Genomic DNA, 19,926 nt, shown 5'->3' with positions numbered 1-19,926 from the left:
CCTACTGCTCTTGCTGGAACTGGCCGTCGGCCGCCGGCGCGGACGGGGTCACCGTGACGGTGACCGTCGGTGTGGGCGTCGGCTTCGGCTTGGCCGGGAGGACGGTGTCGCGCGGGTCGGTGCGCGGGGCCTCGACGACGACACCGACGATGTCGAGCTTGGTGAAGCCGACGAACGGCGTGACGTAGATCGTGCGGGTCAGATCGCCGCCGGACGGATCGACCCGGGACACGACACCCACGGGTACGCCGGGCACGAACGGCTTGTCGGCCTGCGAGCCGAAGGTGACGAGCCGGTCGCCCTTGCTCACCTTGGCCTTGCCGTTGAGGAGCTGGACGCGCAGCGGCCGGTCGCCCTGGCCCGAGGCGAAGCCCAGTTCGTCGCTGCCCTCCATGCGCGTGCCGACGGTGAAGTCGGGGTCGTTGGCGAGCAGCACGGTCGAGGTGCCGGGGCCGACGGTGGTGACGCGGCCGACGAGTCCGTCGCCGTTCAGCACGGTCATGTCGCGGGTGACGCCGTCGTTCGCGCCGATGTCGATGGTGACCGTCCAGGAGAAGCCCTGGGCCGCTCCTATGGCGATGACCTCGGCGCCCTTGATGCCGTACTGCCCGGCACCGGCCGACTTGAGCATCTTGTCGAACTGGCCGAGACGGCTGCGGTTGCGGTCGTCGCTGCCGAGACGGGCCTTGAGCGCCGCGTTCTCGTTCTCCAGCGTGGCGAGCCGGTCGTGGCGGTCACCGGAGTCGCGTACGGCGGAGACCGCGTCGCCGACCGGGTCGACCACGGTGGCCACCCCGTCCTCGACCGGCCCGAAGACGGCTGCCGCGGCCTGCCGGGCACCGTCGACCGGTGAGTCCTCCCCACCGCGGATGTCCACCGTGATCAGCGCGAACGCGATCGCGATCAGCAGCACCAGGAGCAGCCGGCTCTCTCGTGTGTCCCTCACGTGCGGCGGCCGTGCCTTCCTCAAGAGAATTCTGGGGCAACAGGGTTTTGGGGGTGATCGAGTTCTTTGGGGGAGCTTATGCCTCTATACCAACGATCCGCCGCACGAGAGGAGATCATCTCGTACGGCGGAATCGAAGAGTTACGTCATCTGCGCGGCTGGGCGTCCAGGACCTGCTGGAGCGCCTCGAACTCCTCCACGCACTTGCCGGAGCCGAGCGCCACGCTGTCCAGCGGGTCCTCGGCGATGTGGATGGGCATGCCGGTCTCCCGGCGCAACCGCTCGTCGAGCCCGCGGAGCAGGGCGCCGCCGCCGGTCAGGACGATCCCGCGGTCCATGATGTCGCCGGACAGTTCGGGCGGGCACTTGTCGAGGGTGGTCTTCACGGCGTCGACGATCGCGTTGACCGGTTCTTCGATGGCCTTGCGCACTTCGGCCGCGGAGATCACGACGGTCTTGGGCAGCCCGGAGACAAGGTCCCGGCCGCGGATTTCGGTGTGTTCGTCGTTGTCGAGGTCGTACGCCGAACCGATCGTGATCTTGATCTGTTCGGCAGTCCGCTCACCCAGCAGAAGGGAGTACTCCTTCTTGATGTGCTGGATGATCGAGCTGTCCAGTTCGTCACCCGCGACGCGGATGGACTGGGCGGTGACGATGCCGCCGAGGGAGATGACCGCGACCTCCGTGGTGCCGCCGCCGATGTCCACCACCATGTTGCCCGTGGCCTCGTGGACCGGCAGGCCGGAGCCGATGGCCGCGGCCATGGGCTCCTCGATGATGTGCACCTGGCGTGCGCCGGCCTGGGACGAGGCCTCGATGACGGCGCGGCGCTCGACGCCCGTGATGCCCGAGGGCACACAGACGACGACACGGGGACGGGCGAGATACCGCCGCTTGTGAATCTTCAGAATGAAGTAGCGGAGCATCCGCTCGGTGATCTCGAAGTCGGCGATGACGCCGTCCTTGAGCGGGCGCACGGCAACGATGTTGCCGGGCGTCCTACCGATCATCTTCTTCGCTTCCGATCCGACCGCGAGAATGCCACCGGTGTTGGTGTTGATCGCGACGACGGACGGCTCGTTGAGTACGATCCCGCGACCCCTGACGTACACCAGCGTGTTGGCGGTCCCGAGGTCGACAGCCATGTCACGGCCGATGAACGACATTGAGTTCCCCATCAGGATTCGTCTGGCCTTCCCAAGTTGAAGCGTGCGAGGGCTTTGCTTCGGGACGGCGAAGTGGGTGCGGGTGGCGTGAAGGCTTACATCGTAGTCTCGCCTGCACGAACACCGCGCGAGGGTCTTCGCCATTGTCAGCATGCGATGTGCCGTCTCGCTTCTGGAGACGGGCGTTCGGGGGTAGGCGTTCCCCCGATCGGCACGCATATGCCGGAGGACGGCCGGTTTTCGACGGCCGTCCCAGGTCAGACAATCCTCGGGCATCCGGGTGAGGTGACGGTCCCTCAGGTACGGATCGAACAGAAACTACGCAAGAAGTTCACCGGACGGATACGCGGAAACTCAGTCGCGGCCGGGGAAGAAGATCTTCAGCTCGCGCTCGGCGGACTCCTCGGAGTCGGAGGCGTGGATCAGGTTCTCGCGGACGATCACGCCGTAGTCGCCGCGGATGGAACCGGGGGCGGCGGCGATGGGGTCGGTCGGCCCGGCGAGCGCCCGCACACCCTCGATGACCCGCTCGCCCTCGACGACCAGGGCGACGACGGGGCCGGAGGCCATGAACTCGACGAGGGGCTCGTAGAAAACCTTGCCCTTGTGCTCGCCGTAGTGCTGCTCCAGCGTCTCCTGGTCCAGGGTGCGCAGCTCCAGCGCGGTGATCCGCCAGCCGGCCTTGCGCTCGATCCGGCCGATGATCTCGCCGGTCAGGCCGCGACGGACGGCGTCGGGCTTGAGCAGGACGAGGGTGCGCTGAGTCACGGGGGTGGCTCCATTCGAGGTCACGTGTGTGCGGTGCTCAGAGGCTACAGGGCCGCCCTGCGCGGGTGTCACGCAGCGTCAGGACTGGTACTACCGGTCGACCGGGCCTGCGCGGCGAAACGGGCCTTGGCCTCGTCGATCTTGCGTCCGTAGTGCACGGACGCCCACCACAGCGCGGCGAACATCGCGCCCATGAAGAACATCGTCGGGACGATGAAGCCGGACGCGATGAGCGCGATCTGCAGGGCCCAGCCGAGCTGGATGCCGCCGGGCCGGGTGATCACACCGCAGAGCAGCACGCACAGCAGCATGGCGATGCCGCTGACCGTCCAGACGGTCGATGTGGACAGGTCGGGGTCCTTCATGGCGACGAGACCGGCGAAACCGATCACGAAGACCTCGCCGATCAGCGTCGAAGCACAGAGCGTACGCACGGGAACTCAGCCCCTCCCCAGGAGCAGTCGGGCCTCGCCGACGGTGATGACGGAGCCGGTGACGAGGACGCCGCCGCCGGAGAACTCCCCGTCCTCCTCGGCGAGGGTGACGGCGGCCTCCAACGCGTCGTCGAGACGCGGCTCGACCTGGACGCGGTCGTCGCCGAAGACCTCGACGGCGATGGCGGCCAGCTCGTCGGCGTCCATCGCGCGGTGGCTGGAGTTCTGCGTGATCACGACCTCGGCGAAGACCGGTTCGAAGGCCTCCAGCAGGCCCCTCGTGTCCTTGTCGCCGCTCGCGCCGACCACTCCGATCAGCCTGCTGAAGTCGAAGGCCTCGCCCACCGCCTCGGCCGTGGCCCGCGCGCCCGCCGGGTTGTGCGCGGCGTCGAGCACGACGGTGGGAGAGCGCCGTACGACCTCCAGCCGCCCCGGGGACGTCACCGCGGCGAACGCCTTGCGGACGGTGTCGACGTCGAGGGGCTCGGGCCGCTGGGTGCCGACGCCGAAGAACGCCTCCACGGCGGCGAGGGCGACGGCCGCGTTGTGGGCCTGGTAGCCGCCATGCAGGGGCAGGAAGATCTCCTCGTACTCCCCGCCGAGGCCGCGCAGCGACAGCACCTGTCCGCCGACGGCGACCGTGCGGCTGACGACGCCGAACTCCAGGCCCTCCCTGGCCACCGTGGCGTCCACCTCGACGGCCTTCTTCAGCAGCACCTGGGCCGCGTCGACCGGCTGCTGGGCGAGGATGACGGTCGCGTCCTGCTTGATCACGCCGCCCTTCTCTACGGCGATCTCACCCGGCGTCTCACCCAGCCGGTCGGTGTGGTCGAGGTCGATGGGCGTCACGACGGCCACATCGGCGTCGATGACGTTGGTGGCGTCCCAGGTGCCGCCCATGCCGACCTCGACGACGGCCACGTCCACGGGGGCGTCCGCGAAGGCCGCGTACGCCATGCCCGTGAGGACCTCGAAGAAGGAGAGCCGGAACTCCTGCTGGGCGTCGACCATCTCGACGTACGCCTTGATGTCGTCGTACGTCTCGACGAACCGCTCGGCGGAGATCGGCGCCCCGTCGAGCGTGATCCGCTCGGTGATCGACTGGACGTGCGGGGAGGTGTACCGGCCGGTGCGCAGGTCGAAGGCGCCGAGGAGGGCCTCGATCATGCGGGCGGTGGAGGTCTTGCCGTTGGTGCCGGTGATGTGGATCGAGGGGTACGCGCGCTGGGGCTCGCCGAGGACGTCCATGAGCGCGGCGATGCGGGTGACGCTGGGTTCCAGCTTGGTCTCGCCCCAGCGGGTGGCGAGGTCCGCCTCGACGGTGCGGAGGGCTTTGTCGACCTCGGGGTCGGCGGGGCGCCCGGGGACATCGACCTGCGGCACGCCGCCGGCCTGCGTCCGCAGGGTGCGGCTGCCTGCCTCGATGACCGCGAGGTCGGGGTCGCGGTCTGTCTCGGCGTCGATGATGTCGTCGAAAGGGTCGGTGTCGCTCACGGGGGTCAGTCTACGGAGGGGGCGCCCATGGGGTGGGGTGGTGGGGGTTTCGTTGGCGGGTGCGGGTGCGTTGTGGCTGGTCGCGCAGTTCCCCGCGCCCCTGACGGCGACGAGGGCGCCCGGAGCTTCACAGCTCCGGGCGCCCTCGTGCCGTAGAAACCCCTACGCCTGGGGCAGGCTCTCCAGCTGGGTCTGGATGCGGGTGATGTCCTCGTCCGCCTTTGTCAGGCGGGCCTTGATCTTGTCGACCACCTGGTCCGGGGCCTTTGCCAGGAAGGCCTCGTTGCCGAGTTTGGCCTCTGCCTGCTGGCGTTCCTTCTCCGCTGCCGCCAGGTCCTTCGCGAGGCGCTTGCGTTCCGCCGGGACGTCGATCGTGCCGGAGAGGTCGAGGGCGACCGTGGCGCCGGCGACCGGGAGGGTGGCCGTGGCCGCGAAGCCCTCACCCTCCGGCTGGAGGCGGAGGAGCTGGCGGATGGCCGGTTCGTGTGCGGCCAGGGGTGTGCCGTCGAGGGTGAGGCGGGCGGGGACCTTCTGGCCGTCCTTCAGGCCCTGGTCCTTGCGGAACCGGCGGACCTCGGTGACGACCCGCTGGACCAGCTCGATCTCCTTCTCGGCGGCGTCGTCGCGGAAGCCGCTGTCGGACGGCCAGTCGGCGGTGACCAGGGTCTCGCCGCCCGTCAGCGTCGTCCACAGGGTCTCGGTGACGAACGGGACGACCGGGTGCAGGACCCGCAGCATCACGTCGAGGACCTCGCCGAGGACGCGGCCGGAGACCTTCGCCTGCTCGCCGCCCGCGAAGAAGGTGGTCTTGGACAGCTCGACGTACCAGTCGAAGACCTCGTCCCACGCGAAGTGGTACAGCGACTCGCTGAGCTTCGCGAACTGGTAGTCGTCGTAGAACGCGTCGATGTCCGCCACGGTCTTGTTGAGGCGGGACAGGATCCAGCGGTCCGTCGCCGACAGCCGCTCCACGGGCGGGAGTTCGCCCTCGACCGTGGCGCCGTTCATCAGGGCGAAGCGGGTGGCGTTCCAGATCTTGTTGGTGAAGTTGCGGGACGCCTGGACCCAGTCCTCGCCGATCGGGACGTCCGCGCCCGGGTTGGCGCCCTTGGCCAGGGTGAAGCGGACGGCGTCCGAGCCGTACTTGTCCATCCAGTCGAGGGGGTCCACCGCGTTGGGGTTGGACTTCGACATCTTCTTGCCGAACTCGTCGCGGACGAGTCCGGTCAACGCGATGGTGTGGAAGGGGACTTCGCCGTCCATCGCGTAGAGGCCGAACATCATCATCCGGGCGACCCAGAAGAAGATGATGTCGTGGCCGGTGAGCAGGACGTCGGTCTTGTAGAACTTCTCCAGGTCCGGGGTCTGTTCGGGCCAGCCGAGCGTGGAGAACGGCCAAAGGCCGGAGGAGAACCAGGTGTCGAGGACGTCCTCGTCCTGCGTCCAGCCCTCGCCGGTCGGGGTCTCGTCGTCGGGGCCGACGCAGACCGTCTCGCCGTCCGGGCCGTACCAGACCGGAATGCGGTGGCCCCACCACAGCTGGCGCGAGATGCACCAGTCGTGCATGTTGTCGACCCAGTCGAAGTAGCGCTTCGACATGTCCTGCGGGTGGATCCTGACCCGGCCGTCGCGGACCGCGTCACCGGCGGCCTTGGCGAGCGGCTCGACCTTGACCCACCACTGCATCGAGAGGCGGGGCTCGACGGTCGTCTTGCAGCGGGAGCAGTGGCCCACGGAGTGGACGTACGGGCGCTTCTCGGCGACGATCCGGCCCTGCTCGCGCAGCGCGTTGACGATCGTGGAGCGGGCCTCGAAACGGTCCAGGCCCTGGAAGGGGCCGTGGACGGTGATGATGCCGCGCTCGTCCATGACGGTCATGGAGTCGAGGTTGTGGCGCTGGCCGATGGCGAAGTCGTTCGGGTCGTGGGCCGGGGTGACCTTGACCGCGCCGGTGCCGAACTCGGGGTCGACGTGGGTGTCCGCGACGACCGGGATCGTGCGGTTGGTCAGCGGGAGCTTGATCTGCTTGCCGATGAGGTGGGCGTACCGCTCGTCGTCCGGGTGGACCGCGACGGCGGTGTCGCCGAGCATCGTCTCGGCGCGGGTCGTCGCGACGACGACCGTGTCCTCGCCCTCGCCGTACTTGATGGAGACGAGTTCGCCGTCGTCGTCCTGGTAGTCGACCTCGATGTCCGAGATCGCCGTGAGACACCGCGGACACCAGTTGATGATCCGCTCGGCGCGGTAGATCAACTCGTCGTCGTACAGCCGCTTGAAGATCGTCTGGACGGCCTTGGAGAGGCCCTCGTCCATCGTGAAGCGTTCGCGGCTCCAGTCGACGCCGTCGCCGAGGCGGCGCATCTGGCCGAGGATCTTGCCGCCGTACTCCTCCTTCCACTGCCAGACCCGGTCCACGAACTCCTCGCGGCCCAGGTCGTGGCGGGACTTGCCCTCCTCGGCGAGCTGCTGCTCGACCTTGTTCTGGGTGGCGATGCCCGCGTGGTCCATGCCGGGGAGCCAGAGCGACTCGTAGCCCTGCATGCGCTTGCGGCGGGTGAGGGCGTCCATGAGCGTGTGCTGGAAGGCGTGGCCCAGGTGGAGGGAGCCCGTGACGTTCGGTGGCGGGATGACGATCGTGTACGCGGGCTTGTCGCTCTTCGCGTCGGCGGCGAAGTAACCCCGGTCCACCCAGCGCTCGTACAGCGGCCCCTCTACCTCGGCCGGCGCGTACTGGGTCGGCAGTTCGGTAGTGGGCGCTGGTGGCTGCTGCTGAGCGTTCTCGGTCACCCGGTCAGTTTAGGGGCGTCACGGCCGTGTCCCGAAACACGTTTCTTTCGTAACGGTGGCACACCCGGGGCAACTCGGGCGCCCGGCCTGCGCGAGGATGTCAGGAACACATAAGCATTCTGGAGGGGAACCCAGAGATGAGCCACAACCAGCCGGGCCCGTACGGCGAGCAGCCGCAGCAGCCCGGACCATACGGGCAGCCGGCCCAGTCGGGTCCTTACGGCCAGCCGCCCCAGGCACCTCCGGGCCCTCCGACGGCTCCCCAGCCCGGCTACGGCTACCCCCAGCAGGCGCCCCCGCAGCCGGGTTACGGCTATCCGCAGCAGGCTCCCCCGCAGCCCGGGTACGGCTATCCGCAGCAGGGCGCTCCGCAGGGTGCGCCGAACCCGTACGGCCAGCAGCAGCCGCCGTACGGCCAGGCCCCGTACGGGGTTCCGCAGCCGCCGCCCGGTGGCGGCAAGAAGAAGACCACCGCGATCGTCCTCGGGTCGGTGGCCGTCGTGGCCGCCATCGCCGTGGGGGCGTGGTTCGTGCTCGGCACCGACGGCGGCTCGGGCGGCGGGTCCGCCATCGCCGACGACGGCGCGCACAAGCTGACGGCGCCCGCGACCGTGCTCGGCGGCGAGTACAAGAAGAGCGGGGACTCGGCGGCCGACGGGCTGAGCGAGGACGAGATCAAGGACGCCGAGGCCTGGGGGGTCGAGAACCCCAAGGACATCAGCGCCGTGTACGCCTCGGGCGAGAGCCTCACCGCCAAGACCCTGATGTTCGCCGGGGTGTACGGCACGATCGACGACCCGGAAAAGGTCGTCGACGCGATGTTCGCCCAGATGAAGTCGGAGTCCGCGAAGGGCACTTCCGCCGACGACGGCAAACTCGTGGGCAGCCCGCAGGAGTTCACGCCGGCCGGCTTCGAGAACGGCATCATGAAGTGCCAGCAGATCGAGAGCACTGAGTCGGGTACGACGACGAAGATGCCGTTCTGCATCTGGGGCGACCACAGCACGCTCAGCTACGTCCTGACGTACGACCTCGCCTCGCTGGCCTCGGGCAAGGCCTCCACCATGGAGGAGGCGGCCGAACTCGCCGCCAAGCTCCGCGCGGACGTGCGCGTCAAGGCCTGACACCGGCTCCAACTGCGGAGGGGCCCCGGTCTGTTGACCGGGGCCCCTCCGCAGTCGTACGGAAATGCGCTGCTGTTACGCCGTCTTCTGCTCGCCCGGGCCGCGCCCTCGCGCGTCCCTCGGGATCAGGGTCGGGTTCACGTTCGACAGGACGACGTCCGCCGTGATGACGACCCGGGCCACGTCCTTGCGGGACGGGACCTCGTACATCACCGCCTGGAGGACCTCCTCCATGATGGCGCGCAGGCCGCGGGCGCCGGTCTGGCGCAGGATCGCCTGGTCGGCGATGGCCTCCAGGGCCTCGCGCTCGAAGTCCAGCTCCACGCCGTCGAGTTCGAAGAGGCGCTGGTACTGCTTGATGAGCGCGTTGCGCGGCTCGACCAGGATCTGGAGGAGTGCCTCGCGGTCGAGGTTGTGCACGGACGTGATGACCGGGAGGCGGCCGATGAACTCGGGGATCATGCCGAACTTCACCAGGTCCTCGGGCATGACGTCCTCGAAGCGGTCCTTCGCCTCCAGCTCCTTCTTGGAGCGGATCGTGGCGCCGAAGCCGATCCCCTTGGCACCCGCGCGGGACTCGACGAGTTTCTCCAGGCCCGCGAAGGCGCCGCCCACGATGAACAGGACGTTCGTCGTGTCGATCTGGATGAACTCCTGGTGCGGGTGCTTGCGTCCGCCCTGCGGGGGTACGGAGGCCGTGGTGCCTTCGAGAATCTTCAGCAGGGCCTGCTGGACGCCCTCGCCGGACACGTCACGCGTGATCGACGGGTTTTCACTCTTCCGCGCGACCTTGTCGATCTCGTCGATGTAGATGATCCCGGTCTCGGCCTTCTTGACGTCGTAGTCCGCCGCCTGGATCAGCTTCAGCAGGATGTTCTCGACGTCCTCGCCGACATACCCGGCCTCCGTCAGCGCCGTCGCGTCGGCGATGGCGAACGGGACGTTGAGCATGCGCGCGAGGGTCTGCGCGAGGAGGGTCTTGCCGGAGCCCGTGGGGCCCAGCAGGAGGATGTTGGACTTCGCCAACTCGATGGCGTCGTCACGGCTTTGGCCGCCGCTGTTCTCACCGGCCTGGACCCGCTTGTAGTGGTTGTACACCGCGACGGACAGGGCCTTCTTGGCCGACTCCTGACCGACCACGTACCCCTCGAGGAACTCGTAGATCTCGCGGGGCTTGGGGAGTTCCTCCCACCTGACCTCGCTGGTCTCCGCGAGTTCTTCCTCGATGATCTCGTTGCAGAGATCGATGCACTCGTCGCAGATGTACACACCGGGGCCTGCGATGAGCTTCTTGACCTGCTTCTGGCTCTTGCCACAGAACGAGCACTTGAGCAGATCGCCGCCGTCACCGATGCGTGCCACGGTGTGCTTCCCCTTCGCCTGGGAGACGCCTAGGTCCAGCGACTCCTGGTGCTGCCTTATGTCCGACGGTACCTTGCCGGGCCCCCCGTTCGGGCCCCCCTTGGCGCGGTTCACTTTGTCGTGCACCAGTCGTGCACCGAGTGGAACCGTGCCAAGGGGCGGCAGACGATACAGCTTTCACGTCTGCCGGTACGTCTACCAGTACGTCAGCGGACGCTTGCGTTGTTCATCTTGCGGGTGGAGATGATCTGATCGATCAGGCCGTACGCCAGCGCGTCCTCGGCCGTGAGGATCTTGTCGCGCTCGATGTCCTCGCGGATCTTCTCGATCGGCGTGGTGGAGTGCCTGGCCAGCATGTCCTCCAGCTGGGCACGCATCCGGAGGATCTCGTTGGCCGCGATCTCCAGGTCGGAGACCTGGCCGCGACCGGTCTCGCTGTAGGGCTGGTGGATCAGCACGCGCGCGTTGGGCAGTGCCATGCGCTTGCCCGGCGTACCGGCCGCGAGGAGGATCGCGGCGGCGGAGGCCGCCTGGCCCATGCAGACCGTCTGGACGTCCGGCTTCACGAACTGCATCGTGTCGTAGATGGCCGTGAGGGCCGTGAACGAGCCGCCGGGGCTGTTGATGTAGACCGAGATGTCCCGGTCGGGGTCCATCGACTCCAGGCACAGGAGCTGTGCCATGACGTCGTTGGCGGAGGCGTCGTCGATCTGCACGCCGAGGAAGATCACGCGCTCCTCGAAGAGCTTCGCGTACGGGTCGTACTCACGCACGCCCTGCGAGGTGCGCTCGACGAAGCGCGGGATGACGTAGCGCGATTCGGCGCTGGGGCCGGTGTACTGCGCCTGGGCGGCCTGTGCCGCCCTCGTACGGTCGTAGAGGCCGCTGCCGGGGAAGTCGTTCACGATGTCTCCTGAAAGGGGCTTAGGCGGGGGCTGGAGGGCGTTGAGGGCGCTTACACCCCTGTGCCGCCGCCGCCCGGGATGCCGGCGGCCGTGGCGATGACGTCGTCGATGAGGCCGTACGCCTTGGCCTCCTCGGGGTCGAACCAGCGGTCGCGGTCCGAGTCCCGGGTGACCTGCTCGACGGTCTGGCCGGTGTGCTGCGCCGTCAGCTCGGCCATGCGCTTCTTGGTGTGCAGCAGCCGCTCGGCGTGGATCTTGATGTCCGAGGCCGAACCGGCGAGGCCGGCGGAGGGCTGGTGGATCAGGATCTCGGCGTTCGGCAGCGCGAAGCGCTTGCCGGGTGTACCCGCGCTGAGCAGGAACTGGCCCATGGAGGCGGCGAGGCCCATGGCGATCGTCATCACGTCGTTCTTGATGAACTGCATGGTGTCGTAGATCGCCATACCGGCCGTGATCGAGCCGCCGGGGCTGTTGATGTAGAGGTTGATGTCCTTGTCCGGGTCAGCTGCGGCGAGAAGCAGCAGCTGCGCGGTGATCTTGTTCGCGATGTCGTCGTCGACCGGCTGGCCGAGGAAGATGATCCGCTCGTTGAGCAGCCGGTTGTAGACCTGGTCGCCGAGGCCACCGCCGATGGAAGGCTCGCCGGCGGCGGAAGGCATCAGATTCGTCACGTCGTATCCACCTGCTCGTCTTACGACGGCGCCGGGCCGTCTCACGTGTTCTGCCGGGGCGTGGGGCCGTCCGGCGGTTATTCGGGGACTCCCCTGCCCTCGTACTCATGGACCCTAACGCGCGGGTCCCTCCGGGGAATCCCGGGAAAGGAACTGTTCGCTGTGAGCGCATGCGCTCCGCTGGGTTGAGCAGGGTTTCCGGTGCGGGTCGGCTGTGTCGTGGGCGGGGTTTCGGTGAGCGTCACGGGGCTGCGCCCCGGGCCCCCTGCCGCGTCTCGCCGTGGCTCCGCCGGTAGTGGTCGGGTGCTGGTCCGTCGTGGCTTGTCGCGCAGTTCCCCGCGCCCCTTTGGGGCGCGTCGCCGTGAACGGAGATGACGATGGGCCCCGGCGGCATGGTGCTGTGCCGTCGGGGCCCGTCGTCGTACGTGCTTCAGAGGTGCTGGTGGTGTCAGGCCTCGGGCTTGTCCTCGGTGGACTCGGCCTCTACGGCCGGGGTCTCCTCGGAGGTGGGCTCCGTGGTCTCGTCCTCTTCCTCGTCGTCGAGGTCGATGATCTCGCCGTTGGTGTCCTTGACCGTGGCCGCCTCGACGACTACCGCCAGGGCCTTGCCTCGGGCCACCTCGCCGACCAGCATCGGGACCTGGCCGCCCTCGACGACCGCCTGGGCGAACTGGTCGGGGGACATGCCGGAGGAGGCCGCGCGGCGCATGAGGTGCTCGGTGAGCTCCTCCTGGTTGACGTTCAGCTTCTCCTTGTTGACCAGCTCGTCCAGGACGAACTGGGTCTTGATGCCCTTGACCGCGGCTTCCTTGGTCTCGGTGTCGAACTCCTCGGCCGTCTTGCCCTGGATCTCCAGGTACTTCTCGAGGTCGAGGCCCATCTGGCCGAGCTGGTGGTGCTCCAGGTTGTGCTTGCGGGTGTTGATCTCGTCCTCAAGGAGCTTCTCGGGGACGGGCACCTCGACCAGTTCGAGCAGCTTCTCCAGGACTCGCTCCTGGGCCTGCGTGGCCTGGTCGTACTGCTTCATGTTCTCGAGGCGCTTGCGGCTGTCCGCCCGCAGCTCCTCCAGGGTGTCGAACTCGGAGGCGAGCTGGGCGAACTCGTCGTCCAGGGCAGGCAGTTCGCGGGCGGCGACCTGGGTGACCTTGACGGTGACCTCGGCCTCCTTGCCGGCCGCCGAGCCGCCCTTCAGCTCGGAGGTGAAGGTGGCCTCGCCACCGGCCTCCACGCCCGTCACCGCGGCGTCGACGCCCTCCAGCAGCTCGCCGGAGCCGATGGTGTAGGAGACGCCGCTCGCGACGCCGTCCTCCAGCACCTCGCCGTCGACCTTGGCCTCCAGGTCGAGCGTGACGACGTCGCCGTCCTCGGCGGCCCGCTCGACCGGGGAGGTCGAGGCGAAGCGCTCACGGAGCTGCTCGACCGACTTGTCGATGTCCTCCTCGGTGACCTCGATCGCGTCGACCTCGACCTCGATGCCGGAGTAGTCCGGGATCTCGATGGTCGGGCGGACGTCGACCTCGGCGGTGAAGTTCAGCGTCTCGCCGTCCTTCAGCTCCGTGATGTCGACCTCGGGCTGGCCCAGGACGTTCAGCTCGGCCTCGTTGACCGCGTCGGTGTAGAACTTCGGGAGCGCGTCGTTGACCGCCTCCTCCAGGACCGCACCGCGGCCGAACCGCTGGTCGATGACGCGCGCCGGGATCTTGCCCTTCCGGAAGCCCTTCACCGTGACCTGCTGGTTGATCTTCTTGTACGCCGCGTCGAGGCTGTCCTTGAGCTCCTCGAAGGGCACCTCGATGCTGAGCCGAACCCGAGTCGGGTTCAGGGTCTCCACGGCGCTCTTCACGGTTCGGTCTCCTTGGGGGCTGACTTCTGGGGGTTCGCTGAGATTTCTGCTGAGGTACTGCTGCTGTCCTCTGCCGACGGCGTCTGCCGGGTCGGCCGAGCCTCAGCGGATTTAGCGGCCCTTGAGAGACGTAACAACGCAGACACACGGGCGCGCAGTTTGCATACTAGCCGCAGGGGGGACACGCCCCAAAAGGTGATCTTGCCGGACGTCCGGCAGGTGGTCGGGGTGGCGGGATTTGAACCCACGGCCTTCCGCTCCCAAAGCGGACGCGCTACCAAGCTGCGCCACACCCCGTCTGGTGCGACACGTAGGGTACATGCCCGCAGGCCATGGGGTTGCCGCATTTCACGACTGGGAACCGAGTGTGCGTCGAAGGGCCGCGAACCGCTACGATGCTCTCTGTGCCGCGGTCTGCTGACCTGCGGCGCGCGTGTGCGGGCGTAGCTCAATGGTAGAGCCCTAGTCTTCCAAACTAGCTACGCGGGTTCGATTCCCGTCGCCCGCTCTCTCTCGCCGTCGGCCCGGTTCCCCTGGAACCGGGCCGATCGCGTTTCCCCACGGCGGTCAGAACTGGATCTCGTTGATCGTGTCGGCTATCGAGTTCAGGAATCGTTGGATGTCGTCGGCCATGCCGGTGGAGGCGAGGAAGAAGCCGAAGAGGATGGCGACGACCGCCGGGCCCGCCTTGATCGTGCCTCCGCGGATCAGCACCACCAGGATGATTCCCAACATCAGCACCACTGACAACGAAATGGCCACACTGATCACACCCTACGGTCGGTCCGCTCTACCGGCCCAGGGATGCGTTCCCTCGCACCCCCGCCAGATCCATCGTGCCACCAACCGGGCCACCGTATGCGGCCGGTGACGCATCATCGGCCCCACCGGATTGATTTGTCCGCACAGACGAACCCACGGCACATGAATCCGTTCTTTATGGGTAATTAGACCGACTTCTCCCCCTCTGAAGCTTCATGAAGTCTCATGAAGTGCCATGAAGTCCCAGCAGTGCGCGCATTTTGGCGTACTTCTCGGTGAGGCGGGCGCGGGTCGGGGCGTCAAGTGCCGCCAGGCGGGCGGGGTTCGCGTTGTGCGCGAGGTCCGCCTCCTTGACCAGGAGTGCGCCCGGGGTGTCCAGGACGCGCCGCGCGTACGCCTCCGGGGGCTCCCCCGCACGCTTGGTGACGGCCAGCACGATGTCCTTCGTGCGGCGGGACAACGCGGCCTCCTCCAGCCAGTCCGCGGAGAGCGCGTCGTCCTCCACGGCGTCGTGCAGCCAGGCCGCCGCGATCTGTTCCTCGTCGCCGCCACGCGCGCGTACGCCCTCGGCGACCGCCTGGAGGTGCTCCGCGTAGGGGCGGCCCGCCTTGTCCGTCTGCGTGGCGTGTGCGGCCCGGGCCGCGGCCTCTACTTCGGCCAGGGTCAGGGGGGTTGGGTTGTTCGTCATCCGGCCAGTCTGTGGGGTCCGAGTGATCCGGGCGGTCCGGGCGAGGGCCGAGGATAGTTTGGTAAAGTAAGTATTGACGTTTTCTTGACGCTCTCTTGACTCAGGAGGCAGGCTCATCGGTCACGCGGACACTCTCATCGCCATGGGCGGCGCTTTTCTCGCCGCCGCCGTCCTCGCCCGGCTCGGCAGCCGGATCGGGCTCCCGACCATCCCCCTCTTCATCCTCGCCGGGATACTCCTCGGCCCGCACACCCCCGGCATCGTGCTCGTCTCGGACCCGCACGACATGGAGATGCTCTCGGCGCTCGGGCTCGTCCTGCTGCTCTTCTACCTCGGCCTCGAATTCCACCTGGACGACCTCAAGGCGGGCGGCCGGCGGATGGCGCTGGCCGGGGGCACGTATCTCGCGCTGAACGTCGGCGCCGGCCTGGGCTTCGGATTCGCCCTCGGATGGGGCACCTCCGAAGCGCTGGTCCTCGCCGGGGTACTGGGCATCTCGTCCTCCGCCATCGTCACGAAGGTGCTGGTCGACACCGGACGGCTGGGCAGCCCGGAGGCCAAGCCGATCCTCGGGATCATCGTCGTCGAGGACGTGTTCCTCGCGCTCTATCTCGCCGCGCTGCAGCCCGTGTTGTCCGGGGCGGACTCCCTGGGGGCCGCGGTTCTCGACGGCGGCAAGGCCTTCGGGTTCCTGTTGCTGCTGGCGCTCGCGGCGCGATTCGGTACGCGGGTCGTGGGGCGGCTGTTCGCCGTCGAGGACGACGAGTTGCTGGTGATCTCGTTCCTGGGCGCGGCCGTGTTCGTCGCCGGGGTGTCCGAGTGGTTCGGGGTCGCGGACGCGATCGGGGCGTTCATGGTGGGGCTGATGCTGGGGAGCACGGCTTCGGGAGAGCGGATACGGAAGCTGGTGCATCCGTTGCGGGACGCGTTCGGGGCGATGTTCTTCTTCGCGTTCGGGCTGTCGATCGATCCCGGGGATCTGCCGGTGGTGGTGTGGCCGGTGCTGGCGGCTGTCGCCGTGACGATGGTGATGAACGTCCTGGCCGGGGTGGGGGCCGCGCGGATCTACGGGTTTGGTCCACGGGGTGCTTCGGTGATCTCCACCACGCTGCTGGCGCGAGGGGAGTTCGCTCTGATCCTGGCGACGATGGCTGCCGGGGCGGGGCTGGACGAGCGGCTGTCGCCGTTCATCGCGGGGTATGTGTTGGTGCTGGCGGTTCTGGGGCCGTTGGCTGCGGGGTGGGTGCCCATTTTCTTCGCCCCCGCCGCCCCTGCCCTTCCCGTCCTCGGGGGCTCCGCCCCCGAACCCCCGTATCGCGCTGAAAGCGCTCGTCCTCAAACGCCGGACGGGCTGAGTGGTGCCGACCGGCGCTGAAAAGTTCCGTCAGATCGTCGCCTGCGCCGTGGGGCCCTCTCTGCAGATCAGCAGGAGGGCCCGGTCGTCGTTCACGTCCTTCGCCACCGCCTCGATCAGATGCCAGGCCGCGCCGTGGAAACCTCCGGCCACATAGCGGTCCGCTTCGCCGGTCAGGCGGTCGATGCCCTCGACGATGTCCCGGTCGGAGGTTTCCACCAGGCCGTCCGTGAAGAGCATCAGTACGTCTCCGGGCCGCAACGATCCCTTGACCGGGTCGAACTGGGCGCCGTCGTACACGCCCAACAGCGGTCCCTCCGCGGCCTTTTCCTCCCAGCGGCCGGTGCCCGCGCTGAGCTGCAGGCCCGGCGGGTGGCCCGCGGAGAAGAGTTCGTAGTCGCCCGAGTCCAGGTCCAGGACGAGGTGGATCGAGGTCGCGAAACCCTCGTCCCAGTCCTGGCGGAGGAGGTAGCCGTTCGCCGCCGGGAGGAATGCGTGGGGCGGGAGGGAGCCGAGGAGGCCGCCGAAGGCTCCGGACAGGAGCAGGGCTCTTGAGCCCGCGTCCATGCCCTTGCCCGACACGTCCGTCAGGACGACCTCCATCGTGCGGCCCCCGTTCGTCCGGGCCGCCACCACGAAGTCGCCCGAGAACGACTGGCCGCCCGCCGGGCGCAGCGCCATCTCCCGGTGCCAGCCCTGCGGCAGCTGCGGCAACTTGCTCTGGACGCGGATGCGTTCACGCAGGTCGAAGAGCATCGTGCCGCCTCGGCGCCAGGGGACGCCCACCCGGCTGCGGAACTGGGCGATCAACAGGCCGAAGAAGCCGCATGCCGCCACGACGAGGACGACGCCGGGAGTGACCCTGCTCGGGCCCTCCGTGTACGGGCCCAGCTTCACCGACTCCACGATCAGGGCCGACGCCGCCGCCGCGTACAGGCCCAGCAGGCTGGCCGGGCGGAGCAGGAGGCCGCCCGCGACGATCGGGAGGACCAGCAGGGCAGGTGAGCACCACACCGAGTTGGCGAGGGTCATGGTGGCGATGAGCGGGATCGTGATGAGCAGGCCCGCGAGCGCGATCCAGTCCGATCCGTCGCCCCGGAAGTAGTCCACGGCGGATCTGCGCACGCCGGTGCGGACCCGGTGAACCTGCTTCTTCAACCGGGCCGTGAACGTCTCGGCCTCCGCGCGCCGCTCTCGTCCTGCTGCCATTAGTTCGGGACCCTATCCATCGGACCAGCTGCTTGGCACGGGAGGTCCCACTTGTCCCCCGTCCGAGCTTCAACTTCACAGTGAAACCCACCGGGAGCCGGTCCGAGGCCCCGAGAGAGAAATTCCCTCGCTCGTCCCGCATTGCCCTGGTAGGCATGGTCTATGACGACCTCCAGGACTCCCGGCACGCCCTCCGGTACCCCCCACAGCACGGCCGACCTGCGGGTACTCCGGTCCGAGGACTGGGATCAGTGGTACGACAACCTGCTCCGCGCCTTCGGTGGAACGCCCGAGTCCGCCGAGGAACGGGAGTTGTGGAAATCACTCACCGAGCTGGACCGTTCCGTGGGTGCCTGGGACGGTGACGTGTGCGTCGGCAGTGCGGGTGCCTTCACCTTCCGGCTAACGGTACCCGGTGGAGCGTCCGTCCCGGCCGCGGGCGTGACCATGGTCGGGGTGGCCGGCACGCACCGCAGGCGCGGGGTGCTCAAGTCGATGATGCGCCGGCAGCTGGACGACGTACGGAGCTGGGGTGAGCCCCTGGCGGTGCTGACCGCGTCCGAGCCCGCCATCTACGGACGGTTCGGGTACGGCTGTGCCACCCAGTCGCTGACCGTCGAGATCGACACGACCCGGGTACGTCTGTCCGTGCCGGACGGGACCGATGACGTACGGCTGCGGTACGCCGTACCGGCCGAGGCCCTGGACGACTGCGAGGCGGTGTACGCGCGGCGGGTGCCGGAGCGGCCCGGGATGCTGGCGCGGATGCCCGGCTGGGCGGCGGGGATGGTGCTCGATCCGGAGAGCGAGCGGGACGGGGCCTCGCCGCTGCAGTGCGTTGTCGCCGAGCGGGGTGCGGAGGTCGTGGGGTACGCCCGGTACCGGGTCAAGCCCGACTGGGACTTCTCCGGGGCCAACAGTGCGGTGGTCGTCGAGGACGCGGAGGCGCTCGACGCCGCCTCGCACGCCGCCGTGTGGCGGTTCCTGTTCGATCTCGACCTGACGTCGAAGATCATCGCGCGCGGGCGGCCGGTCGACGAGCCCTGGCATCACCTGGTGTCGGACATCCGGCGGTGCGGGCTGCGCCGGCGGGACGCCCTGTACGTACGCCTGGTGGACCTGGGAGCCGCGCTGGAGGCGCGGACGTATCTCGCGCCCGTGGACGTCGTGTTGGACGTCGAGGACGCCTTCTGCCCCTGGAACTCGGGGCGTTGGCGGCTGAGCGGCGATGCGAAGGGTGCGGTGTGCGTGCGTACCGAGGACGCGGCTGATCTCGCGCTGTCCGTACGGGAGTTGGGGGCCGCCTATCTGGGCGGGGTGTCGCTGGCGGGGCTGGCTTCGGCCGGGCGGGTGCGGGAGGTTCGGCAGGGGGCGCTGGCCGAGGCCTCGGTGGCCTTCGGGTCGGTGGTCACGCCCTGGCTCTCGCACGGGTTCTGATCCGTCGTACGGGTTCTGATTCGGCAGCCTGCGGTGCCCGGTCACTTTCGTTGGCAGGCCGGGCACCAGAAGAGGTTGCGGGCGGCGAGATCGGCGGTGCGGATCTCGCCGCCACAGAGGTGGCAGGGCAGGTTGGCCCTGCGGTAGACGTAGACCTCGCCGCCGTGGTCGTCGACGCGCGGCGGGCGGCCCATCGCCTCCGGGGTGTGCTCCGGGCGGACGGTGTCGATGCGGTTGTTGCGCACGCCCTCGCGCATCAGGGCGACCAGGTCGGTCCAGAGCGCGGTCCACTCGGCGGGGGTGATGTCCTTGCCGGGGCGGTACGGGTCGATGCCGTGCCGGAAGAGGACCTCGGCGCGGTAGACGTTGCCCACGCCCGCGATGACCTTCTGGTCCATGAGGAGGGCGGCGATCGTCGTACGGCTGCGGCTGATGCGGGTGTAGGCCGTGGCGGGGGTCGCGTCCTCGCGCAGGGGGTCCGGGCCCAGGCGGGTGTGTATCGCCTGCTTCTCGGGGTCCGTGATCAGGGCGCAGGTGGTGGGGCCCCTGAGGTCGACGTACGCGGTGTCGTTCGCGAGGCGGAGGCGGACCGTGTCGGTGGGGGGTGGGGCGGGGGTGTCGCCGAAGTTGACCTTGCCGAAGAGGCCCAGGTGGATGTGGATCCAGTCCGATTCGCGGAAGCGGAGGAAGAGGTGTTTGCCGTGGGCTTCGGTGTGGGTGAGTTCGGCGCGGTCGAGGAGGGCGGCTGCGTCTGAGAACTTGCCCTGGGGGCTGGTTACTTGGGGGTGCGTGCGGAGGAACGCGGTGCGGTAGTCCTGGGCGAGGCGGTGGATCGTGTGCCCTTCCGGCACGGGTGCTCCTTCTTTTTTCGCGGGTGGGTGGGGTGGGGGTGCCGTGGGGGTTTTCTCGCCCCCGCCGCCCCTACCCGTCCCATCCCTTCCGGGGGGGGGGGCCCCCCCCCCCCCCCCCCCGGCCG

General features: G+C 68.7%; 17 protein-coding genes and 2 tRNA genes. 4 read left to right on the top strand and 15 right to left on the bottom strand.

Annotated features, from left to right (window positions below; genetic code table 11):
• Nucleotide 1 precedes the first annotated feature (1 nt).
• The 6 genes from mreC to CW359_RS36125 form a co-directional block, all read right to left on the bottom strand.
• Entirely contained in the window at nt 2-946 is a 945-nt protein-coding gene (gene mreC, locus CW359_RS36150; RefSeq protein ID WP_105974458.1) for a rod shape-determining protein MreC, read from the bottom strand.
• A 146-nt stretch (nt 947-1,092) separates the two neighbouring features.
• Nucleotides 1,093-2,112, bottom strand: coding sequence for a rod shape-determining protein (locus CW359_RS36145; RefSeq protein WP_053741250.1), 1,020 nt, complete (start codon nt 2,110-2,112; stop codon nt 1,093-1,095).
• Nucleotides 2,113-2,466: 354 nt separating this feature from the next.
• Nucleotides 2,467-2,880: a nucleoside-diphosphate kinase gene (ndk, locus tag CW359_RS36140; RefSeq protein WP_006375945.1), complete on the bottom strand. Its 414-nt coding sequence runs from the start codon at nt 2,878-2,880 to the stop codon at nt 2,467-2,469.
• A 68-nt stretch (nt 2,881-2,948) separates the two neighbouring features.
• Nucleotides 2,949-3,314, bottom strand: a complete 366-nt coding sequence (locus CW359_RS36135) for a DUF4233 domain-containing protein (protein WP_105974457.1) — start codon at nt 3,312-3,314, stop codon at nt 2,949-2,951.
• A gap of 6 nt (nt 3,315-3,320) precedes the next feature.
• A complete protein-coding gene (folC, locus tag CW359_RS36130; protein WP_105974456.1) occupies nt 3,321-4,808 on the bottom strand; it encodes a bifunctional tetrahydrofolate synthase/dihydrofolate synthase in 1,488 nt (495 codons plus the stop codon).
• Between the two features lie 162 nt (nt 4,809-4,970).
• Nucleotides 4,971-7,595, bottom strand: coding sequence for a valine--tRNA ligase (locus CW359_RS36125; RefSeq protein WP_105974455.1), 2,625 nt, complete (start codon nt 7,593-7,595; stop codon nt 4,971-4,973).
• Nucleotides 7,596-7,732: 137 nt separating this feature from the next.
• Between CW359_RS36125 and CW359_RS36120 the strand changes: the two genes are divergently transcribed.
• Entirely contained in the window at nt 7,733-8,719 is a 987-nt protein-coding gene (locus CW359_RS36120; protein WP_105974454.1) for a hypothetical protein, read from the top strand.
• A gap of 75 nt (nt 8,720-8,794) precedes the next feature.
• Here CW359_RS36120 and clpX read toward each other — a convergent pair whose 3' ends face one another.
• The 5 genes from clpX to CW359_RS36095 all read right to left on the bottom strand — a co-directional run bounded on the left by clpX (nt 8,795) and on the right by CW359_RS36095 (nt 13,797).
• Nucleotides 8,795-10,081 (bottom strand): ATP-dependent Clp protease ATP-binding subunit ClpX, encoded by a 1,287-nt coding sequence (gene clpX / locus CW359_RS36115; RefSeq protein WP_105974493.1) that lies wholly within the window; start codon nt 10,079-10,081, stop codon nt 8,795-8,797.
• 206 nt (nt 10,082-10,287) lie between these two features.
• A complete protein-coding gene (locus CW359_RS36110) occupies nt 10,288-10,986 on the bottom strand; it encodes an ATP-dependent Clp protease proteolytic subunit (protein WP_105974453.1) in 699 nt (232 codons plus the stop codon).
• A 50-nt stretch (nt 10,987-11,036) separates the two neighbouring features.
• A complete protein-coding gene (locus tag CW359_RS36105) occupies nt 11,037-11,645 on the bottom strand; it encodes an ATP-dependent Clp protease proteolytic subunit (RefSeq protein ID WP_044474085.1) in 609 nt (202 codons plus the stop codon).
• Between the two features lie 460 nt (nt 11,646-12,105).
• On the bottom strand, nt 12,106-13,500 hold the full coding sequence (tig, locus tag CW359_RS36100; protein ID WP_105974451.1) for a trigger factor: 1,395 nt from the start codon (nt 13,498-13,500) through the stop codon (nt 12,106-12,108).
• Between the two features lie 220 nt (nt 13,501-13,720).
• A tRNA-Pro gene (locus tag CW359_RS36095) sits at nt 13,721-13,797 on the bottom strand.
• Nucleotides 13,798-13,937: 140 nt separating this feature from the next.
• Between CW359_RS36095 and CW359_RS36090 the strand changes: the two genes are divergently transcribed.
• Nucleotides 13,938-14,008: transfer RNA gene (locus CW359_RS36090), tRNA-Gly, on the top strand.
• A 59-nt stretch (nt 14,009-14,067) separates the two neighbouring features.
• Here the strand turns inward: CW359_RS36090 and CW359_RS36085 are convergent.
• Both CW359_RS36085 and CW359_RS36080 read right to left on the bottom strand, forming a co-directional pair.
• Entirely contained in the window at nt 14,068-14,262 is a 195-nt protein-coding gene (locus tag CW359_RS36085; protein WP_006383514.1) for a hypothetical protein, read from the bottom strand.
• A 223-nt stretch (nt 14,263-14,485) separates the two neighbouring features.
• Entirely contained in the window at nt 14,486-14,950 is a 465-nt protein-coding gene (locus CW359_RS36080; RefSeq protein WP_105974450.1) for an HD domain-containing protein, read from the bottom strand.
• Between the two features lie 142 nt (nt 14,951-15,092).
• Here CW359_RS36080 and CW359_RS36075 point away from each other — a divergent pair, with 142 nt between their 5' ends.
• Nucleotides 15,093-16,325: a cation:proton antiporter gene (locus CW359_RS36075; protein ID WP_232838761.1), complete on the top strand. Its 1,233-nt coding sequence runs from the start codon at nt 15,093-15,095 to the stop codon at nt 16,323-16,325.
• 9 nt (nt 16,326-16,334) lie between these two features.
• Here CW359_RS36075 and CW359_RS36070 read toward each other — a convergent pair whose 3' ends face one another.
• Complete coding sequence (locus tag CW359_RS36070; protein WP_105974448.1) at nt 16,335-17,513, bottom strand: PP2C family protein-serine/threonine phosphatase; 1,179 nt, start codon at nt 17,511-17,513, stop codon at nt 16,335-16,337.
• 162 nt (nt 17,514-17,675) lie between these two features.
• Here CW359_RS36070 and CW359_RS36065 point away from each other — a divergent pair, with 162 nt between their 5' ends.
• Complete coding sequence (locus tag CW359_RS36065) at nt 17,676-18,950, top strand: GNAT family N-acetyltransferase (protein WP_105974447.1); 1,275 nt, start codon at nt 17,676-17,678, stop codon at nt 18,948-18,950.
• A 41-nt stretch (nt 18,951-18,991) separates the two neighbouring features.
• Here CW359_RS36065 and CW359_RS36060 read toward each other — a convergent pair whose 3' ends face one another.
• A complete protein-coding gene (locus tag CW359_RS36060; RefSeq protein ID WP_105974446.1) occupies nt 18,992-19,801 on the bottom strand; it encodes an Fpg/Nei family DNA glycosylase in 810 nt (269 codons plus the stop codon).
• Nucleotides 19,802-19,926: the final 125 nt, after the last annotated feature.

This window comes from Streptomyces geranii (genome assembly GCF_002954775.1).
GTDB lineage: Bacteria > Actinomycetota > Actinomycetes > Streptomycetales > Streptomycetaceae > Streptomyces > Streptomyces geranii.
This window is presented reverse-complemented; position numbering and strand designations above follow the sequence as displayed.